Raw genomic sequence first — 20,400 nt, 5'->3', positions numbered from 1 at the left:
GATGAAGCCGATTCGGGATCTGGCCCTCTTCGGACTGGTCGCCGTGGCGCTGCTCGCGCTGGTGTCCTGCTCGGACACCAAGCCCGAGGCGGGGACGTCGCCGACGGCGCCCGCCACCAGCGCGCCGCCGTCGAGCGCGCCGATCCCGAGCGCGTCGACACCGACGCTGACCGCGCTGCCGACACCGTCGAAGCCCTGGCCGACGCCGAAGGTCACCGGGGAACCGGAGTCCGACGCGCCGCTCGCCGAGCGGATCACGTTCGCGATCGCGAAGCAGGCCCAGGTCACCGCCGGCAAGGCCGCCGCGACGACCGTGAAGTGCCCCGGCATCGACACTGTCGAGACCGCCGGCAAGCACGAGCTGACCTGCACGGTGACGTACGCCGGGAAGCCCTACACCGGCACGCTGACGGTCGACGCCAAGCAGTACTCGGCGTCGTACAAGTTCACCTCGCAGTCCGTCGCGATCGTTCGGGCCAAGGTCGTGGATGCCGTCCTGCGGACCGTCACGGACGCCGCGAAGGTGACCTGCACGATGGACGATGTTGCCGTCGTCAAGCATTCCGGCGAGCCGATCGCGTGCGACGTGACGACCACCGCCAACGCCGTACAGCCTTACAAAGCACAGGTTTCCGGCGACGGACAGGTGCTGGTGGCGAAGGCCTGACATGCTGCACCTGGGAAATCTGACGATCGAGACGCCGGTGGTGCTGGCGCCGATGGCCGGCATCACGAATGCGGCGTACCGGCGGCTGTGCGCCGAGCAGGGCGCCGGGCTGTACGTGTGCGAGATGATCACGTCGCGCGGCATCGTCGAGGGCGACCAGAAGTCGCTCGACATGCTGACGTTCGACGCGCGCGAGACCGTGCGGTCGGTGCAGCTGTACGGCGTCGACCCGACCTACATCGGGCGTGCGGTGCAGATCTTGTGCGACTCGTACGGCGTCGCGCACATCGATCTGAACTTCGGCTGCCCGGTCCCTAAGGTGACCCGCAAGGGCGGCGGCGCGGCGCTGCCGTGGAAGCGGAACCTGCTCGGCGCGATCCTGCGCTCGGCCGTGCACGCCGCGACGCCGTACGGCGTGCCGGTGACGATGAAGACCCGGATCGGGATCGACCTCGACCACCAGACCTACCTGGACGCGGGGCGGATCGCCGCGGACTCGGGTGCGGCGGCGATCGGGCTCCACGGTCGTACGGCGTCACAGGCGTACTCGGGGCAGGCGGACTGGTCGACGATCGCCGCGCTGGTCGAGCACGTCGACATCCCGGTGCTCGGCAACGGCGACATCTGGGAAGCCGGCGACGCCCTGCGGATGGTCGCCGAGACGGGCTGCGCGGGCGTCATCGTCGGACGCGGCTGCCTCGGCCGGCCGTGGCTGTTCCGCGATCTCGCGGTTGCGTTCGCCGGCGGCGAGGCGCTGAACCTGCCGACGCTCGGCGAGGTCGCCGACGTGATGCGCCGGCACGGCGAGCTGCTCGCGGAGCTGATGGGGGAGCAGCGCGGCCTGCGCGACTTCCGCAAGCACGTCCCGTGGTACCTGAAGGGCTTCCCGGCCGGCGGCGAACTGCGCGCCGCCCTCGGTATGGTCGACTCCCTCGCCCGGCTGGACGAGTTGCTGGAGGAGCTCGACCGCAGCGTCCCGTTCCCGGTCGCCGAACTCGGCGCCCCCCGCGGCCGCCAAGGCAGCCCTCGCGACCACATCGTCCTCCCACAAGGCTGGCTCGACGACACCGACGGCTTGACGGCCGACCTCGCCGACGCCGAAATCGGCGTCTCCGGCGGCTGACCCTGCGGAAGCGGTGGATCGACACCAGGTGTCGGATCCGCGGTGACGTGCTCGTTGGGTAGGTGACAGCGCAACCGGCGTACCGAGGAGGGCATCATGACCGCGACGTACACGTTCGACATCTTCTGCACGCTCGACGGGTTCGGTTCGTACGACGAGAACGGGGACTGGGGCGGCTACTGGGGCAAGGCCGGGCCGGAGTTTCTCGAGCGGCGGCTGGACTCGTACAACTCGGAGCAGCGGCTGGTGCTCGGGGCGAACACGTACCGGCTGTTCCTCGACATCCTCGGCCCGAGCAGCGCGCCGAAGATCGACGACCCGGTGAACAACCAGATGATGGCGATGCCGTCGACGGTCGTCTCGACCACGCTCGACGGCCCGCTGGATTGGGCGAACGCGACCCTCGCCCACGGCGACGCGGTCGACGTCGTCGCCCGGCTGAAGGAGGAGTCGGACCTGCCGCTGCGCTCGCACGGCAGCCTCGCGATGAACCGCGCGCTGATGGCCGCCGGCCTCGTCGACCGCGTCCAGGTCACGATCTTCCCGGTCATCTCCGGCCGCACCGGCTCCGACCCGATCTTCGGCGGCGCCGCCGACTTCGACCTCGAACTGCTCGAGTCCCGAACCCTCGACGGCAACACCCAGGAACTGACCTACCGGCCGACCCTCCACACCTGATCCAGCTCGTCGGCGGACCGCACCCGTACGGCGCTCTCGTCGTCCCCCGGCGGCTCGAATCCGGCAAGGTGCTCCTCCAGTACGTCGACCCCGACGTCCCGCCGCCGCGGATCGACAAGGTTCTCGACCCGCCGCCGCCGTACGGTCGCGTCGTCCACATCGACGTACAGCAAGGTGAATCCGGCACCGACGCCGGCCGCCAGCGACCGCCACCCGTCCCGCAGGAGCCGCGGTGAACCGACGACAAGTAATGGTGCGTGGCGACAAGGTATTACTTGTCCCCACATACCATTTGGTGTTCCAGGTTCTGTCAGCGGGAGTTCTCGGAGCGCCAGGAGACGTAGTGAGCGACGGCCTCGGCCGGGTCGTACTGCGGGATGAAGCCGGTGTCCTGCGTCAACCGGGTGATGTCCAGGTACGGGTCCTCGCCGGGGCCGTTCGCGCGTCCGGGAAGGAGCTCGATGTGGGCGTCGGGCCTGATCGCCCGCAGCCCTTCGACCAGCTCGCGGTTGCTGACCGGGCGTCCGCTCGACACGTTGTAGATCGTGTGGGGGAGCTGCTCGGCGGCGGTCAGCAGGGCGATCGCGCGGCCGGCGTCAGGGGCGTAGCAGTTGTCGCCCGCGTCGTCGGCGTACATCGGTTTGGGTGTGTCACCACGCAGTACGGCGCTGACGCACGACGGCATCGGGTTGAACGGGGACTCCGGGTCCATCAGCGGGCCCCAGACGCTCCCGATCCGCAGGATGATCGGCTGGATGCCGGTGCCGTGCAGTGCATGGGTGGTGATCGGCTCGACGGCCTTCTTGAACGCGATGATCAGCAGCGGCAGGTCCGCGGCCGGCAACGCCAGGTCCTCGTGCCAGGGGATCTCCGGCCGCCCGATGTAGTTTCCGATACTGCTCGCCACCGCGAACCGGCGCACGCCCCAGGCGCGAGCGGCGTCGAGAGCGTTCAGCAGCGCGGTCGTGTCGGTACGAAAGTACGCGACCGGGTCTTGGCCCGGAATGGTCCCTGCCAGGTGGACGATGTCGCGAACGTCGTATCGATTGCCCAGGGCCAGGAAAGCTTCGCGGTCGGTGGCATCGAGCGACTCGACGGTGACCCGTCCGCTGAGGAAGGACGGCACCTCGGTGCGGCGGTAGGAGGTGACGACCACCTCGTGCCCGAGGCCGGCGAGCGCGCCGGCGGTCTGGGCGCCGATCATCCCCAGCCCACCGGTGACGAGAACTGCTCCGTTGTCTGGCATGGACCAGAGCCTAGGCCCGACCGCCACCGCGCCTCTTGAACAAAACCTGCACGATCCGCACAGCCGCGCGGTGGTTCTCGATGCACTGGTGCGCCTTCTAAGCTCGGGGAATGGCCAGCAAGCCGGATGAGACGCGGGACGGGGTCGACCTCACCAATCTGGATCAGCCGCTGTTCGACGGGGCTGACGCCACGAAGCGGGACCTGGTCGACTACCTCGACGCCGTGCACGAACGGATCCTGCCGGAGCTGCGCGGGCGGCCGTTGTCGGTCGTGCGGATCCGGCCGGGACAGCCCAAGTTCATGCAGAAGAACGTCCCGAAGTACACGCCGGACTGGGTGAAGACCGTGCAGGTGTGGGCGGAGGCGTCGAAACGCCAGGTGTCGTACGCCTTGTGCGACGACCGCCGGACGCTGCTGTGGTTCGCGAACCAGCGCGCCGTGGAGTACCACCCGACGCTGATGCGTGCCGAGCGCTGGGACCGCGTCACGCACCTGGTGCTCGACCTCGACCCGCCGGAAGGGGAGACGTTCGCGATGGCCGTCCAGGCCGCGCTGCTGGTGCGGCAGGCGCTGACCGACTCCGGCCTGGCGGGCGCGGTGAAGACGAGCGGCGCGAAGGGCGTGCACGTGATCGTGCCGATTGTCGACACTGTGACGATCGAGGACGCGGCGGCCGCCACGCGGGCGATCGCGGCGCGCGCCGAGAAGATCGACCCGTCGATCGCGACCACGGCGTACATCAAGGAGGACCGGCACGGGAAGGTGTTCGTCGACTCGACGCGGTCCGGCGGCGCGACGGTGGTCGCGGCGTACAGTCCGCGGGTCCGTCCGGGTGCGACGGTGTCGTACCCGGTCGGGTGGGACGACCTGGAGAACGTCGCCCCGCGCGACTTCACCGTGCGCACCGCGCCCGCCCTCCTCGCCGACCGCGACCCCTGGGCCGAACAGCTCCCCGCGCCACAAGCCATCCCCGACGACGTCCTCGAGGAAGGGCGCACCATCCCGGTCGCCCGCGTCGCCGCCATGCACGAAGGCAAGCGCCGCAAACGTGCCCGCGAGGCCGAACAGGACAATCCACGCACCTGATGCGTGGTGGTGTGCGCAGGCGGGAGTCTGGTTACTCCTGGGACGTCGTGAGGTCGAGGGCGTGGCGGCGGACCGGTGGTGCCGGATGGTTGCGGAGGGCAACTAGGAGGGCTCGCCAGGCGGGTGGCCAGCCGGCTCGGGGGCCGGCGGTGGTGAGGACAGCGTGGGCCAGCAGGCCGGCTGCCAGGTCGGGAGATCGGACGAGGGACTCGGTGACGGGGAGTACGGCGGCGGGCGTCCAGGTCGGTTCTGTTGCGGACAGGCGGGCGCGGACGAGGTCGGCGGCCGTGGCTGCGGCGAGAGCGTCGTCGGTGACGAGTTCGCGGAGCTCGTTGGTGAGGACGCGCAAGTCGTCATGTGAGAGGACCAGGAGCTGCAGGCGGAGCTCGAGAAGGTCCGCTCCGGCAAGCTCAGAAGCGACGGCCCGCAGGTGGCTGCGGACGTCGGCGGAGCGGTTGGCGAAGTGAGCAGACAGCTGACGCACCAGATACGTGAGCCGCTGCCGCGCCGGGTGATCCCGGTCCGGCAATGCGTCCGGCAGCGATGGATCCCGCTCGAGACGCACGAGTAGCCGGACAGCCTCGACCACCTCGTCCAGCCCCGCGGGCGCATCGGTAGCCAAGAAGGAGACCAACGCCGAGCCCGCGTCCCGCCACACCCGGCTACGCAGCTCCAGCCGGCTGAGGAAGTCCGCACACACCCGAGCGGCAGCGGAGTTGTACCGCGCCCACCCCCGCAACGCGTGCAAAGCCGCCCCGACAACCTCAGGCTCAGCCCGTGTCGTCACAGCGATCAGCAGGTCGGCGTACCGCGAGCGATAGGCCACGGGTACGTCGTACGGGCGCCGCACCGTCAACGCCGTAGCGGTAGCCGGCGAATCGTGAACAGCCTGCTCCAGCACCGCCCACGCCGCCGGGTCGTACAGCAAGTACTGCGACACAGTCCGCGCAATAGCCGCCCGCACATCCCGATGCGCACCGGACCACGTCTCTGTGAGTACGGCGCCGGCCCCCGGCGCCCTGAGCTCACCGAGCAGCCGCACGGCCTCTTTCCGCGATGTGACCTTCACACCGTCGCCAGAAAGCACCGGCTGGAGCAGCCCGGGCAGCCGACTCGGTCGCACGAACCGCGCCGCCCGGGCAGCGGCGTAGACAGCAACCCGCGCGCGATCGTCCCCCACATGCGCGAGCAGCAGCGGCATAGCCAAGTCAGGTCGTTCCGTCCACGCCAGTGCGGCCAGTGCGGCCTCCTGCAGCAGTACGTCGGAACTAGCGAGAAACTCGTCCAACGCGGCCCGCCCCGCCACCGGCACGCGCCCCAGCGTCTTCACCGCCAACGCCCGGTACAACTCCGACATCCGCTCGTCACGTGCGACGCCGACCAGCAGCTCGGCGTACCGGGCCTGCTGTCGCGGCAACCATTGCCGCAGCGCGTAGCTCGGCACCTCCCACGCGGCACTGTTCCGGTCGAACCGGCGGATCCGCCCCGCCGCCGCGAACACCTGGTCGAGCAGGTCGGTGCGCAACTCGGTGACGACCCACCACACCGGATGCCAGCGGGCCATCCGTACGTCGCGAGCAATAATCTGCTCAACGCGGGCCGAGCGTGTAGCCGGTGCGTCCAGCCAGTACCGGCACGCTGACTGCACGGTGTACTCCTGGTTCGACCAGACTGCCTGCTCCAGCACCTCCTGCAACGGCTCCAACGACCACCCGCGACGGCCGAAGGCTCCCGCCACCGCAAGCGCCAGACCGAACTCGTTTCGCTTCGCCGCCGCCTCGACCGCCCGCCGCAGGACGTCGTACACCTGGACCTCACGCCCGCGCGGCAGACCGTCGACCAAGCCGTACAGACTGAGCGAGCCCGCGTTCTCGGACAACCGCGCGTGTGCCTGCAGTCCCCACTCCAGTACGCCGGGCCGGTCGTCGACGGCGCCGCGGACGACGGCGTGCTCGGCCAGTTGCGTCAACGCCCGCCGTGTCGCCCAAGAGACGTCTCGTGCCGCCAGCGCATCGGTGAGCAACATGTCCAGCGACTCGAGCAGCGCGTCCGTCAACAGCGTCGGCGGCAACTCCACAACAGCCTGTACGACGTTGAGTCGCACCGTGTCCTGGTCGTTGCGGACCCGGCCGACCGCCCACGTGACAGCCTGCACAACTTGCTCCGGCTGCCTGCCGTGCCCGGCGGACTGGATCACTGCCCGGTGGACCGAGCTGCGCACAGCCGCATCGGGATCACGGACGTCGGGCTCCAGCAACGCAAACGCCTCGTCAAAGGGCAGATGACCGGCGACACTGCGCCGCCACGCCCCATCTGAGCCGGCTGGCAGCGTCAGCATCCGGCGTGTCTGCTCAGCCCGCACAGCGTGCGGCAGTGCCCCCAGCAGATCACCATTCAGCTGCGCCTGACCAAGGTCGACATGTTGTGTGACCGCGGCGAAGATGACAGCGCGCCGGGACGGTGGCAGCACGCCCAGGACACCGGCGAGCTGCGGCCAGAGAACCCGGCCGAGACTGACGAGGTCCTCATCGGAGTACCTGTGCAGACGACGCCGGAACGCCGGCGTGAGAGCCCGCGACACCGTACGGCGCCGGTCAGGTGCCAGTAGCAGCTGCAGCACGCCCGCGGGGTCCCGGTCCGTCAGCGGCCCGAGGACGTCGAGCACTGCGATCGGGATGTCGTGCGCGGGGAGGGCCTGCTTGATCAGGTCTACGTCGAGCGCTGCAGTGACACCGTGGCCGACACCCTGCCACCACTCGTCGTCAGCCGGAAGCGTCTGGCGCGCAAACGCCAGTACTGCGTCCGGGTGGTGCTTCGCGAGCTGACGCCAACCACCTGGCGTCACGCAGTACGCCAGCTCGGGCAGCAGCCGCGTCACAGTCTCCTGGTCCGTTGCGGCGAGCAATGCGGTCGCCGCCACGTCACCCCACCGCGCGCGGTGCTCGTCGATCAGCCGTACGGCGAGATGCTCGCGCCGCTGTCGCCGTACCAGCGAGACCAGCTTCGACCGCAGCGCAGCGGGCGCATCGTCGTACGCGATGCGCAGCTCGTCGTCCGTGACCGGCACCCCGCGGGCGACGGCCGCGAGCGCCCGGCCCTGCACGGCCGGATCCGGGTCACGCAGCATCCGGCTCACGTACGGCGCCTGGCGCGTGACCTCGGCGATCTGCAGGCCGAGGACGCGCTCGAAGGCCGAGCCGCGAGCCAGCTCGTCGAGCAGCCCGGTCAGCTCCGGCGCCCGGTCGGCGAGCAGGCGTACGCGCTGTCCGCGCGAGAGTCCGTCGATCGATCGCAGCAGCTCGGGCAGGCGCATGCACCCATCCTGCCCAATGGGTGGTGTCAGGCCCTCGTCGACGCGTCCAGGATCATGGTTGCGGCCTCCCGGGCGCGCAACGCGGGCAGGGCGCTCAACTGACCCGTTCGAGCTCCGCGAACGCCTCCGCGAGTTTCGGCAACGTGTAGTGGGCATTCAGGCCGCTCGGGTTCGGCAGCACCCAGACTTGGGTCGTGCCGATCGTCCGGTCCTGCTTGCCCACTGTCGCTGTCCGTTCCCCGAAGGCGTCCCGGTACGCCGTGACGCCGAGGACCGCCAGCCACTCCGGCTGGACGTCGAGGACCTTCCTGACCAGGTTCTCGCCGCCCGCGACGAGCTCGGCCCGCGTCAGCTCGGCCGCCTTCGCCGACGGCCGGTCGACGACATTGGTGATCCCGAGCCGATAGCTGAGCAACTCCTGCTGCTCACTCGGGTGCAGCTGCCGGGAGGTGAACCCACTCAGCTGCAGCGCCGGCCAGAACCGGTTCCCCGGCCGGGCGAAGTGATGCCCCGTCGCCGCCGACATCAACCCGGGATTGATCCCGGAGAACAGCACCCGCAGCCCGTCGCCGATCACGTCCGGAATCCCGTCCACGCGGCAGACGGTACCGCCCCACCACGATCGGCGGCCGACCAGCACGTAGGTTGGGCGCATGCCTGACTGGTCTGCGCGGTTGAGCGAGTTGGCGGTGGCGGCCGAGGTCACCGGCGCGGTGCTCGGGATCTGGCGCGACGGCGAGACGACCATCGCGCCGTACGGCGTCCTGAACGCGGCGACCGACGTCGGCACCACGGCGGACTCCCTGTTCCAGATCGGCTCGATCAGCAAGCCGTGGACCGCGTCGATGATCGTGCAGCTGGCCGACGAGGAGCGGCTGCGGCTGGACGACCCGGTCGTCCAGCTGTTGCCCGAAGCGCCGGTTGATGCGCGGATCACGGTCCGTCACCTGCTGACCCACACCAGCGGCATCGACGGCGACCTGTTCACCGACACCGGTCGCGGCGACGACTGCCTCCAGCGGTACGTCGCCCTGCTGGCAGGCGTCGACCAGCTCTTCGAGCCCGGTACGGCGTACTCGTACTGCAACGCGGGATTCGTCCTGCTCGGTCGGCTGATCGAGGTGCTCGACGGCCGGACCTGGGACGCGTCACTGAAGGCCCGCCTGGTCGAGCCGCTCGGCCTCGCCCACACGGTGACACTGCCGGAAGAGGCGATCCTGGAACGCGCCGCGGTCGGTCACCTGGCCACGGACGGCTCGCGGGTGAAGACGTGGCAGCTGCCGCGCAGCATCGGACCGGCCGGGACGATCAGCGCGAGCGCCGCGGACCTGCTCGAGTTCGCCCGGATGCACCTGACCGACGAGCGGTACGCGGCCATGCAGGAGCCGCAGGTCCCGTACGCGGCCGGCATCGGCGGCTTCGTCGACCTCGGCCTGACCTGGCGGATCTACGACTGGGGAGGCCGCCGGCTGTTCGGGCACGACGGGTCGACGATCTCGCAGCTGGCGTTTCTGCGGATCGACCCGGAGGCGCGGCTGGCGATGTGCCTGCTGACCAACTCGGGCAACGGCACCCGCCTGTTCGAACCGCTCGCGTCCGAGGTGTTCACGCAGTACGCCGGGGTCGCGCATCCGCCCGCGCCGCGGCCGATCGACGTACTCGTCGACGACCGTCACGCAGGGCGGTACGAACGCGCCAGCGTGCGGCTCGACGTCGCGAAGCGTGAGGACGAACTGGTGATGGTCTACACCGCAACCGGCGACCGGCTGCTGTTCTCCGAGGACCCGGTGCACGAGTACGAGCTGCGACCGACCGAACCCGCCGACGGCGACCATTTCGTCACCCGCGAGTCCGCGGCGCACCCGTGGGTGCCGGTCACGTTCACGCCGACACACGTGTTCACGTCCGGCCGGGTCACGCCCCGGCGGTGAGATATCCCTTAGCGATTTGGGGTGAGCGAGCTAACGTCATCAGGGTGACTAGTGCACCTGCTGAACTTCCTCGTAAGGCCGGTGACCTCCGGGCCGCCGGATATCTTCCCCGGTCGATCAAGGCCGAAATCCGTGACAACCTGCTGAAAGAACTCCGGGCCGGGCGTGATCCCTGGCCCGGCATCGTCGGCTTCACCCGCACGGTGATCCCGCAGCTCGAGCGCGCATTGCTCGCGGGGCACGACGTCGTCCTGCTCGGTGAGCGCGGTCAGGGCAAGACCCGGCTGCTGCGCACACTGGTCGGTCTGCTCGACGAGTGGACCCCGGTGATCGAGGGCGCGGAGCTGCCCGAGCACCCGCTCGACCCGATCACGCCCGCCTCCCGCCGCCGGGCTGCCGAGCTCGGCGACGACCTGCCGGTCGCCTGGCTGCACCGCTCGTTGCGGTACGCCGAGAAGCTGGCCACACCCGACACCAGCGTCGGTGACCTGATCGGCGACGTGGACCCGGTGAAGGTTGCCGAGGGCCGCAGTCTCGGCGACCCGGAGACCATCCACTTCGGGCTGGTCCCGCGCTCACACCGCGGCATCGTCGCGGTCAACGAGCTGCCCGACCTCGCCGAGCGGATCCAGGTCGCGCTGCTGAACGTGATGGAGGAGCGCGACATCCAGGTCCGCGGCTACACGCTGCGGCTGCCGCTCGACGTGTTGCTGGTGGCAACGGCCAACCCCGAGGACTACACCAACCGCGGCCGGATCATCACGCCGCTGAAGGACCGGTTCGGCGCCGAGGTCCGGACCCACTACCCGCTCGACATCGACGCCGAGGTGGACGTGATCCGGCAGGAGGCCGAGTTCACCGCCGAGGTCGGCGAACCGCTGCTGGAGGTGCTGGCCCGGTTCGTCCGGCACCTGCGCGAGTCGACGGCGATCGATCAGCGGTCCGGGGTGTCCGCCCGGTTCGCGGTCGCCGCGGCCGAGACGATCGCCGCGGCCGCGCTGCGCCGGTCCGCGATCACCGGTGAGGAGCCTGCGGTTGCCCGGCCGGTCGACCTGGAGGCGGTGCCCGCCGTGCTGCGGGGCAAGCTCGAGTTCGAGCCGGGGGAGGAGGGGCGCGAGATCGAGCTGCTCGAGTACCTGCTACGCCGGTCCGTCGCCGACACGGCGCGCGAGCGGTTCGCGGGTCTCGACCTCACCCCGCTGGCTCACGCTGTTGCCGATGGCAACCTTGTGACGACGGGCGAGCGGGTGCCCGGCCGGGAGGTGCTGGCCGCGCTGCCCGAGCTGCCGGTCCTGCACGACGTCGCCGCGCGCGCCGGCGTGGAGCCGGACGACTCGTCCGGCCGGATCGCCGCCGCGGTCGAGCTCGCCCTGGAGATGCTGTACCTGTCGAAACGGGTGGCGAAGGACGCCGACAACGACACCACGATCTACGGCGCCTGACATGTCGGCGTCCATCCCAGAAGGCTGGTCGTACGGACCGTGGCACGACGGGCCGGATCCGCTCCAGGCGCCCGCGGACCTGCGGGACGCCCTGGACGAGATCGGCCGGGACGTCATGAACGGATCGTCGCCGCGGTCCGCGCTGGAGGAACTGCTCCGGCGCGGCACCCGGAACACCCAGGGCCTCGACGACCTGACCCGCCGGTTGTGGGAGCGCCGCCGCGAGATCCAGCGGCGGCACAACCTCGACGGCACCCTGCAGGACGTCCAGCGGCTGCTCGACGAGGCCCTGGAGGCGGAGCGGCGCGAGCTGTTCCCGAACCCGTCCGACGATGCGCGGTTCAAAGAGGCCGAGCTCGACGCGCTCCCGTCCGGTACGGCGGCCGCCGTACGGGAGCTGGCGAACTACCAGTGGGAGTCGTCGCAGGCGCGGCAGAAGTACGAGGAGATCCGGGAGCTGCTCGGGAAGGAGCTGCTCGGGTCGCGGTTCGAGGGTATGAAGGAGGCCCTGCAGCAGACGACGCCCGAGGACGTCGAGCGGATCAACGAGATGCTCACGGACCTGAACGCGCTGCTCGCGGCGCATGCGCAGGGGCGTCCCGACGTACCCGAGCTGTTCGACGAGTTCATGGCCAAGCACGGCGAGTTCTTCCCGGAGAACCCGCGCACCGTCGACGAGCTGATCGACGTGCTCGCGCAGCGGGCGGCCGCGGCGCAACGGATGCTGAACTCGATGACGCCCGAACAGCGGGCGGAGCTGATGGAGCTGTCGCAGCAAGCGTTCGGCAGCCCGCAACTCGCGCAGCAGTTGTCGCAGCTGGACGCCCAGCTGCAGGCACTGCGGCCGGGCGAGGACTGGTACGGGTCGGAGCAGATGAGCGGTGACGATCCTCTCGGTCTCGCCGACGGCGCCCGGGCGATGTCCGACCTCGCGGAGCTGGACGCACTGGCCGAGCAGCTGGCGCAGTCGTATCCGGGAGCGCGGCTGGAGGACATCGATCTCGACGCGCTCACCCGTCAGCTGGGCGACGAGGCGACGGTCGACGCACGCCGGCTGAGCGAGCTGGAGCGGCAACTGCGGGATCAGGGCCTGATCGAGCGGGCGCCGGACGGCTCGCTGCGGCTGTCGCCCAAGGCGTTGCGTCAGCTCGGGCAGACGGCGCTGGCCGACGTACTGCGAACCGCTCGCGGATCCGGTGAACGGGACGCGGCCAACGCGGGCGCGGCCGGCGAGTTGAGCGGGTCGTCGCGTCCGTGGGAGTTCGGCGACACCCAGCCGTGGGACGTGCCGCGCACCGTGCGGAACGCCGTACTGCGGACTGCTTCGCGCAGCGGCTCGGTGAAGCTCGACGTCGCGGACGTGGAGATCGCGGAGACCGAGCACCGTGCCCGGGCCGCGGTGGCGTTGTTGGTCGACACGTCGTGGTCGATGGTGCAGGAGGGCCGCTGGCTGCCGATGAAGCGGACGGCGCTCGCGCTGCACCAGCTGATCTCGACCCGGTACCGCAACGACGCGCTGCAGCTGATCACCTTCGGCCGGTACGCCGGGGGTGGTCGAGCTGCCGCAGCTGATCGGCATGGAGGGCACCTGGGAGCAGGGCACGAACGCGCACCACGCGCTGCTCCTCGCCGGCCGGCACCTGCGGCGGCACCCGGATGCGCAACCGGTCGTGCTGATGGTGACGGACGGGGAGCCGACCGCGCACCTCGAGCCCGACGGTACGGCGGAGTTCTCGTACCCGCCCGAGCCGGCGACGCTCCGCAAGACGATCTTCGAGGTCGACCGGCTCGCGAAACTCGGCGCCTCGCTGACCGTCTTCCGGCTCGGCGGCGACCCGCGGCTGAACGCGTTCGTCGACCTGCTGGCCCGCCGCAGCGGCGGGCGGGTCGTCGCGCCGGACGCCGACGGTCTGGGCGCGGCGGTGGTCGGCGACTACCTCCGCACCCGCCGCAAGCTCTAGTACGAACAGCAAAAGCGGACCTTGGACCTGGGGCATCCCGGTCCAAGGTCCGCTGCGTTGCGGGCGGATCGCTGGTTGGCTGGGAATCGTTGGAAACAGGGTCGGTTGTCCTGCGTTGTCAACGCTGTAAGGGTTTTCCGGCCTTCGAGCTGTGGGAAGCGTCACGTCGCGATAGTGAGACCAGTGTTCAACTGGACTGATTTTTGGGCTTACTCTGAAAGCACGCCCCCGCCGCCGGAGTCGATGGGCCAGCGGGCCATCTTCCCGCACCTGAAACACGCTGCAACCACCCGCCTGCAACCCAGGGAGTGACCGTGCCGAAACTCGTCTACGACTTCGCCGAAGGCAACAAGGACATGAAGGAGCTGCTCGGCGGCAAGGGCGCGAATCTCGCCGAGATGACCAACCTCGGCCTGCCGGTGCCGCCGGGGTTCACCATCACCACCGACGCCTGCCGTGCGTACCTGGAGACCGGCGCGGTGCCGGCCGAGCTGGCCGAGGAGATCGATCGGCACGTCGACCTGCTGCAGCAGAAGATGGGCAAGAAGCTCGGCCAGGCCGACGACCCGCTCCTGGTCTCGGTGCGCTCCGGCGCGGCCGCCTCGATGCCCGGGATGATGGAGACCGTTCTGAATGTCGGCCTCAACGACGACTCGGTGAACGGGCTGGCCCACCAGTCCGGCAACCCGCGGTTCGCCTGGGACGCGTACCGGCGGCTGATCCAGATGTTCGGCAAGACCGTGCTCGACATGGACGGCGAGGTGTTCGAGCAGGCGCTGGACGCCGCCAAGGACGCGAAGGGCGCGCGGACCGACCTCGATCTGGACGCCGACGACCTGAAGGCGCTGGTCGAGACCTTCAAGCGGGCCGTGCACGACCACACCGGCCGCGAGTTCCCGCAGGATCCGCGGACCCAGATGGACCTCGCGATCGCGGCCGTCTTCGGTTCCTGGAACGCCGAGCGCGCGGTCCTCTACCGCCGCCAGGAACGCATCGACGGCAACCTCGGCACGGCGGTCAACATCTGCTCGATGGTGTTCGGCAACCTCGGCATGGACTCCGGCACCGGCGTCGCGTTCACCCGCGACCCCGCGAGCGGCCAGCAGGGGGTGTACGGCGACTACCTGCAGAACGCGCAGGGCGAGGATGTGGTGGCGGGCATCCGCAACACGGTCCCGCTCGCCGACCTCGAGCAGATCGACAAGACGTCGTACGACGACCTGATGGGCATCATGGCCACGCTCGAAGGCCACTACCGCGACCTGTGCGACATCGAGTTCACCGTCGAGCGCGGCAAGCTGTGGATGCTGCAGACCCGGGTCGGCAAGCGGACCGCGGCGGCCGCGTTCCGGATCGCGACCAGCCTGGTCGACGAGGGCGTGATCGACACCGACGAGGCGCTGCGGCGGGTCAAGGGCGCGCAGCTCGCGCAGCTGATGTTCCCGCGGTTCGACGCCGACGCCGGCAAGGACCGGATCACCAAGGCGATCGGCGCGTCGCCGGGTGCGGCGTCGGGCAAGGTCGTGTTCACGTCGGCCGCCGCGGTCGAGGCCGCGGACAACGGCGAGAAGGTGATCCTGGTCCGGCGCGAGACCAACCCGGACGACCTGCACGGCATGATCGCGGCGCAGGGCATCCTGACCAGCCGCGGCGGCAAGACCTCGCACGCGGCGGTGGTCGCCCGCGGCATGGGAAAGACCTGTGTCTGCGGCGCCGAGGAGCTCGACGTGAACGTTGCCCAGGGCACCATCAAGGTGAACGGCACGGTGATCGAGGCCGGTGAGCTGATCTCGATCGACGGCACCACCGGCGAGGTGTTCCGCGGCGAGGTCCCGGTCGTGCCGTCTCCGGTCGTGCAGTACTTCGAGGGCACGCTGGCGCCCGACGCCGGCGACGAGCTGGTCGCGTCGGTGCACCGCCTGATCACGCATGCGGACGAGGTCCGGCGACTCGGCGTACGGACCAATGCGGACACCGCGGACGACGCGGCGCGGGCGCGGCGGTTCGGCGCCGAAGGGATCGGGCTGTGCCGGACCGAGCACATGTTCCTGGGGGAGCGGCGCGAATCCGTCGAGCGGCTGATCCTCGCCGACAACGACGCCGACCGGGACGCCGCGCTGGCGGAGCTGGAGCCCCTGCAGCGCGGGGACTTCGTGGAGCTGCTGGACGCGATGGACGGCCTGCCGGTGACGATCCGGCTGATCGACCCGCCGTTGCACGAGTTCCTGCCGTCGATGGAGGAGCTGGCGGTCAAGGTCGCCGTGGCGCGCGAGCGCGGCGAGGAGCCGGAGCACGACGCCAAGCTGCTGGCCGCCGTCGAGCGGCTGCACGAGCAGAACCCGATGCTCGGGCTGCGCGGCGTGCGGCTCGGGCTGGTGATTCCCGGACTGTTCGCGATGCAGGTCCGGGCGATCGCGCAAGCGGCCGTCGAGCTGCGCGGGCGTGGCAAGGACCCGCGGCCGGAGATCATGATCCCGCTGGTCGGCGCCATCCAGGAGCTGCACCTGGCCCGCGACGAGGTCGAACGCGTGCTCGCCGAGGCCGGCCTGGCCGGGGAGATCCCGATCGGGACGATGATCGAGCTGCCGCGGGCCGCGGTGATCGCGGACCAGATCGCCGAGGCGGCCGACTTCTTCTCGTTCGGCACCAACGACCTGACCCAGACCACCTGGGGCTTCAGCCGCGACGACGTCGAGGGCGCGTTCTTCTCGCGGTACCTGGAGAAGGGCATCTTCGCGGTGTCGCCGTTCGAGTCGATCGACCGCGAGGGCGTCGGGGCGCTGGTCCGCACCGGAGTGGACCGCGGCCGGGCGACCAAGCCGGACCTGAAGCTCGGCGTCTGCGGCGAGCACGGCGGCGACCCCGACAGCATCCACTTCTTCCACGAGGCGGGCCTCGACTACGTCTCCTGCTCCCCGTTCCGCATCCCGGTAGCCCGGCTGGAGGCAGGCCGGGCGACGCTGGACTGACGCCAGGCGGACCTGCGCCACCCACCAACCCTCGCTCGCTCCGGCCCGGCACGCTCACGAGAGCGCCAACCCGGGGTGCAGCGGGTGGTTGGTGAGTGGCACAGGTCCGCTAGCCTGCCGCGATGAGCCTGCGAACGACCTTCGGCGAGGATCCCGAGCTGTACGACCGGGTCCGGCCGTCGTATCCGCGTGAGCTGTTCGACGAGCTGGCACGAATCGTCGGCGACCGCCCGAAGGTCCTGGAGATCGGCCCCGGCACGGGCCAGGCGACCGCCGCCATGGTCGAACGCGGCTGGCAGGTCACGGCCGTCGAACTCAGCCCGGGGCTCGCGGGAGTACTGCGACGGAAGTTCCCCGCGATCGAGGTGATCGTCGCGGACTTCGACACCTGGCCGCTCCCGCCGCCGTCGTACGACCTGGTCATCTCGGCGACCGCGTTCCACTGGCTCGACCCGCAGACGCGTGTCCAGCGCTGCGTGGACCTGCTGCGGCCCGGCGGAGCGTTGGCGGTCGTGTCGACACATCATGTCGCGGGCGGGTCCGAGCAGTTCTTCGCCGACGTGCAGTCCTGCTACGAACGGTTCACCGACGACGCGACTGCGGACGGGCTGCCGGCCGCGGACGACGTACCAGACGATCCGGCAAGCCTTGCGAAAACAGGGCTTTTCGGGTCTGTCGAGTTCCGCAGGTTCGTCTGGAACGCGGGCTATTCGACGGCCGAATATCTCGAACTTCTGTCCTCGTATTCGGGTCATCGGGCCTTGACAACACAGCGGCGTGACGGACTGTACGGCTGCATCGGTGCTCTCATCGACGCGGCGGGCGGTTCCATCACGAAGAGTTACGTCAATCAACTGTCCGTAGGAATTTCCTTTACCAACCCCTTGCGTAGCGGCCGGTCGGCTGGTGAGAATATCCGGGCGGGAAGGGAGATCACTCGTCGACTTTCGGGTCTGACCTGAACCAGCCGCTGTGGCGGCTCGTGACTCCCTTTCCCGCACCAAATCTTCTTGTTTCCAAGGGCCTTGTAGAGTTCTGCGCATGGCCCAATTTGTCGTGCAGCTGCGCTTCGACGTCGCCGAGACCGACCGTCGGATGGAGGTCCGTCCGGCCCACCGCGAGTACCTCGCCGAGCTGAAGGCGGCCGGCAAGCTCGTGGCCGCCGGCCCGTTCGCCGACCAGACCGGCGCGCTGCTCGTGTACGACGTCGCCGACGAGGCCGAGCTCCGCGACATCCTCGCCAAGGACCCCTACACCCCGGCCGGCGTCTACGAGATCGGCACCCTCGCCGAGTGGCAGCCGCTGTTCCCGTTCAGCTAACGCTGCAGGGAGGCGAGCAGCGCCAGGGTCTTCGTCCAGCCCCGGCGTAGCGCGGCTTCGTTGGCCGGCCGGCTCCCGCCCAGGTCGTAAGGGCCGACGATCGGGTGGTTGATCTTCGTGCCGTGCGGCAGGTACGGCGCCCCGCCGACGCCGTGGCCCGCGGCGTCCACGATCACCGCCTCGTGGGGGAAGGCGCTGTGCGCTTCGTCGAGGCGCAGCATGATCAACTCCGCGGACTGCTTCGAGTCCCACGTGAGGTCGCTGCCGCCGGCCACCGCGAGGACCGGTCCGCTGACACCGTCGACCGGGATCGGATCGTTCACCGGCAGCGGCTTGCCCTGGTACGTCCAGGCCGCGCCGCCCGAATGTGGGAAGGAGCCAGTCACGGAGGCGCCCGGCGCCAGCAGCACCGCTCCGTGGACGAGTCGCGGGAAGTGGTCGGCGACCAGGAGCGCGGGCTCACTGCCGAACGACGTGCCGAGGGCCACGATGTGCGCCGGGTCGACCTCCGGCTGCCTGCTCAGCCATTGCGCCGCCGCGGCGAAGTACTCGAGTGGAATCTCGCGCAGGTCCTGCGGCACACCCGGCGCGTGGAAGTACGCCAGGTCCAGCACCGGGTAGCCGTGCGACGCCAGCAGGTACGTGCTCGACGGCGGCGGCAGTCCTCCTTCGGAACCTCCGAGCAGCAGGACGGCGGGATGCTTGGCGCCGTCCGGCTTCGGGGCGACGTACAGGCCGGTCAGCTTGTCCTTGGCCCTCGTGAGTGGCCTCGCCGTCACACCGGGAGCCACCCAGCGCCGCGTGATCGTCGTACTCGCGAGACGTTTGCCGTCGCGGTCGACGAACAGGTCGAGGTGTTCGACCGCCTGACCGTCCTCGACCGGCGGGAGGTACGACTGGGCGTCCGGGGACCCGTCCGGCGGGTTCATCGACCAGAACAGACCCATGCCGTCGGTGTCGTGGTAGCTGCCGGCCGAGGGCTTCGCGGTGTCGAGGACCACCGTCCCGTGGTCGTCCGCCGTGAACGTCACCTGCCCGTGCCACTTCCGCCCGTCCCGGTCCACCGCCTCGGCTCCGACCTCCAACGGCTTGCCCGCCGGAGCTCCGGTCACTTTGACGTGCACTTGCTGATCGGCGAGCGCCGCAGCCTGGTCGACGGTGAGAGTGACGTGGGTTGTGCCGGGCGTGCATCCGGTCGCCGCCAGCAGACAGCCGGCCGCCGTCAGAGCCACGCTGGATCGCTTCACGGATCCAGACTGGCACTCCGCGGAGTCACTGCTGTCAGGCCTCGGCGTTTTCCAGGTCGAGGTGGTCGACGTAGGCCCAGAGCCAGGCCAGGGGAGCCAGGACGAGCTCGGGCTCGTCGTCCTCGTCGGCGATGAACAGCATCGAGGCCTCGCCGTTGGTCAGGTCCTCGATGACCGCCTCGCACAGCTCGAGCGCGACGTCGAACGGCAGCAGCCGCGGCCCGTTCTCCCAGCGCGGCTCGGGCAGCGGGAGCACCGGCGCCTCGTCGGTGCCGCCCAGGTCGACCGAGACCTTCTGCAGCTCCTCGTACAGGTCGAACGAGATCAGCCCGGCGACCGGCCGCCCGTCCAGACCGACCAGGTACGGATCGTCGGCGCCCTCGCGGAACGCGTCCCGGATGTCCGGCATCGCCGCCTTGAGATCGGTCGCCTCGAGGTACGGCGCCTCGTCCGGCTCGTCGGCTGCCTCGGCCTGGACCAGGCCGCTGCGCATCCGGTCGAACTGGTGCAGCAGGTTGTTCAGCTCGTCGTACGCCCCGCCGCCCGGCGTCTTCTGCGCGCGCGCCTCGAGGTCGCGCAGGTGCTCGATCAGCTCGTCCTCGAAGTGCAGCTCGTACCGCGGGAGGCCCGGCTCGCGGCCGGCGTTGATCTGCGCGACCAGCTGCGTCGAGACCGGGCCGATCCGCTCGGCGAGCACCTCGAGCGGCGTTGTCGGCTTCTCCTCGTCGTCGTGCGCGCAGGAGTCGTCCTCGGTCTTGCCGTCGCCGTCCATCGCCAGCAGCACCTGGAAGGCCTGGAAGGACAGCAGCGCCGCGGTCGCCATGGTCCCGTCGCCGATCAGCATCAGCGGGTTGCCGCCGGCTTCGGTACGGCGCAGGTGGTCCGGCATGAGCGTCGCGGCCTGCTCGACGGTCACCTGGCTGGCCAGCGACGACAGGCCGTGGTCCGCGTCGACGCCGAGCAGCTCGACGAGGCGCTCCGAGCTCATGTCGAAGTTCGAGCGCAGGTAGTACCGCAGCCAGCCGGCGTCCACCGGGTTGCCCAACAACTCCGCGATCCGGGCCCGGAAGTCGGCCAGGTCGGCGATCGCGAGCACCACGAGCACCGGCTGGTCGCCGTCGCCGATCACCAGCGGCCTGGTGTCGCCGTTGTGGAACCCGTCGATGACCTGGTGCAGGCTGTCCGCGGCCGCCTCCAGCGGCCATGACTCAGCCTCGAACTCGCTGACCACGCCGGCGGAGGTGTCGTCGGGCATCTGGTGGATCCTCTCCGGGTGGCGGCGGGAGTTGGGGGTAACTGTAGGCGGCGGGCGTTTCACCAGGTCACATGGGCCCTGTCCGGTCCTCGAGTGACGTTCGCTACGCTGGCACCGGCGGGTCGATGCAGTGATATCTCACATGTGAGATATGGTCCGG

15 protein-coding genes and 1 pseudogene are annotated in these 20,400 nt (G+C 70.1%); 10 read left to right on the top strand and 6 right to left on the bottom strand.

Annotated elements, in window-relative coordinates:
- The first annotated feature begins 1 nt into the window (after position 1).
- The 3 genes from ABZX12_RS01820 to ABZX12_RS01810 all read left to right on the top strand — a co-directional run bounded on the left by ABZX12_RS01820 (position 2) and on the right by ABZX12_RS01810 (position 2,468).
- Complete coding sequence (locus ABZX12_RS01820) at positions 2 to 667, top strand: hypothetical protein (protein ID WP_355688902.1); 666 nt, start codon at positions 2 to 4, stop codon at positions 665 to 667.
- A 1-nt stretch (position 668) separates the two neighbouring features.
- Positions 669 to 1,790, top strand: a complete 1,122-nt coding sequence (gene dusB, locus ABZX12_RS01815) for a tRNA dihydrouridine synthase DusB (protein WP_355688900.1) — start codon at positions 669 to 671, stop codon at positions 1,788 to 1,790.
- Positions 1,791 to 1,886: 96 nt separating this feature from the next.
- Positions 1,887 to 2,468 (top strand): dihydrofolate reductase family protein, encoded by a 582-nt coding sequence (locus ABZX12_RS01810; RefSeq protein ID WP_355688899.1) that lies wholly within the window; start codon positions 1,887 to 1,889, stop codon positions 2,466 to 2,468.
- Here the strand turns inward: ABZX12_RS01810 and ABZX12_RS01805 are convergent.
- Together ABZX12_RS01805 and ABZX12_RS01800 are read right to left on the bottom strand one after the other, a co-directional pair.
- Positions 2,444 to 2,641 (bottom strand): hypothetical protein, encoded by a 198-nt coding sequence (locus tag ABZX12_RS01805; RefSeq protein WP_355688897.1) that lies wholly within the window; start codon positions 2,639 to 2,641, stop codon positions 2,444 to 2,446. The genes ABZX12_RS01810 and ABZX12_RS01805 overlap by 25 nt on opposite strands.
- A gap of 137 nt (positions 2,642 to 2,778) precedes the next feature.
- Entirely contained in the window at positions 2,779 to 3,714 is a 936-nt protein-coding gene (locus ABZX12_RS01800; RefSeq protein ID WP_355688895.1) for an NAD(P)-dependent oxidoreductase, read from the bottom strand.
- A 110-nt stretch (positions 3,715 to 3,824) separates the two neighbouring features.
- On the opposite strand from ABZX12_RS01800, the gene ligD reads away from it, so the two are divergent.
- Positions 3,825 to 4,802 (top strand): non-homologous end-joining DNA ligase, encoded by a 978-nt coding sequence (gene ligD, locus ABZX12_RS01795; protein ID WP_355688893.1) that lies wholly within the window; start codon positions 3,825 to 3,827, stop codon positions 4,800 to 4,802.
- 31 nt (positions 4,803 to 4,833) lie between these two features.
- On the opposite strand, the gene ABZX12_RS01790 is transcribed toward ligD, so the two are convergent.
- Together ABZX12_RS01790 and mug are read right to left on the bottom strand one after the other, a co-directional pair.
- The gene (locus ABZX12_RS01790) at positions 4,834 to 8,115 is read right to left on the bottom strand and encodes a hypothetical protein (protein WP_355688891.1); all 3,282 of its coding nucleotides are present in this window, start codon (positions 8,113 to 8,115) and stop codon (positions 4,834 to 4,836) included.
- Positions 8,116 to 8,209: 94 nt separating this feature from the next.
- Positions 8,210 to 8,710, bottom strand: coding sequence for a G/U mismatch-specific DNA glycosylase (gene mug, locus ABZX12_RS01785; protein ID WP_355688889.1), 501 nt, complete (start codon positions 8,708 to 8,710; stop codon positions 8,210 to 8,212).
- Positions 8,711 to 8,768: 58 nt separating this feature from the next.
- Between mug and ABZX12_RS01780 the strand changes: the two genes are divergently transcribed.
- The 6 genes and pseudogenes from ABZX12_RS01780 (at position 8,769) to ABZX12_RS01755 (ending at position 17,738) form a co-directional block, all read left to right on the top strand.
- On the top strand, positions 8,769 to 10,046 hold the full coding sequence (locus ABZX12_RS01780) for a serine hydrolase domain-containing protein (protein WP_355688888.1): 1,278 nt from the start codon (positions 8,769 to 8,771) through the stop codon (positions 10,044 to 10,046).
- A gap of 44 nt (positions 10,047 to 10,090) precedes the next feature.
- The gene (locus ABZX12_RS01775) at positions 10,091 to 11,488 is read left to right on the top strand and encodes a sigma 54-interacting transcriptional regulator (protein ID WP_355688886.1); all 1,398 of its coding nucleotides are present in this window, start codon (positions 10,091 to 10,093) and stop codon (positions 11,486 to 11,488) included.
- A 1-nt stretch (position 11,489) separates the two neighbouring features.
- Positions 11,490 to 13,449, top strand: a pseudogene (locus ABZX12_RS01770) (VWA domain-containing protein).
- 314 nt (positions 13,450 to 13,763) lie between these two features.
- A complete protein-coding gene (gene ppdK / locus ABZX12_RS01765) occupies positions 13,764 to 16,418 on the top strand; it encodes a pyruvate, phosphate dikinase (protein ID WP_355688885.1) in 2,655 nt (884 codons plus the stop codon).
- Positions 16,419 to 16,540: 122 nt separating this feature from the next.
- The gene (locus ABZX12_RS01760) at positions 16,541 to 17,380 is read left to right on the top strand and encodes a class I SAM-dependent methyltransferase (RefSeq protein ID WP_355688883.1); all 840 of its coding nucleotides are present in this window, start codon (positions 16,541 to 16,543) and stop codon (positions 17,378 to 17,380) included.
- A gap of 79 nt (positions 17,381 to 17,459) precedes the next feature.
- Positions 17,460 to 17,738 (top strand): muconolactone Delta-isomerase family protein, encoded by a 279-nt coding sequence (locus ABZX12_RS01755; RefSeq protein WP_355688881.1) that lies wholly within the window; start codon positions 17,460 to 17,462, stop codon positions 17,736 to 17,738.
- Here ABZX12_RS01755 and ABZX12_RS01750 read toward each other — a convergent pair.
- Both ABZX12_RS01750 and ABZX12_RS01745 read right to left on the bottom strand, forming a co-directional pair.
- Complete coding sequence (locus ABZX12_RS01750) at positions 17,735 to 18,985, bottom strand: acyl-CoA thioesterase/bile acid-CoA:amino acid N-acyltransferase family protein (protein ID WP_355688880.1); 1,251 nt, start codon at positions 18,983 to 18,985, stop codon at positions 17,735 to 17,737. The two genes, ABZX12_RS01755 and ABZX12_RS01750, sit on opposite strands and share 4 nt — an antisense overlap.
- 34 nt (positions 18,986 to 19,019) lie before the next feature.
- Positions 19,020 to 20,240, bottom strand: coding sequence for a hypothetical protein (locus ABZX12_RS01745; RefSeq protein ID WP_355688878.1), 1,221 nt, complete (start codon positions 20,238 to 20,240; stop codon positions 19,020 to 19,022).
- Positions 20,241 to 20,400 lie beyond the last annotated feature (160 nt).

It is taken from the genome of Kribbella sp. NPDC003505 (assembly GCF_040610875.1).
GTDB lineage: Bacteria > Actinomycetota > Actinomycetes > Propionibacteriales > Kribbellaceae > Kribbella.
Note: the sequence above shows the minus strand (reverse complement) of the source record. Positions and strands in the feature narration are given on the sequence as shown.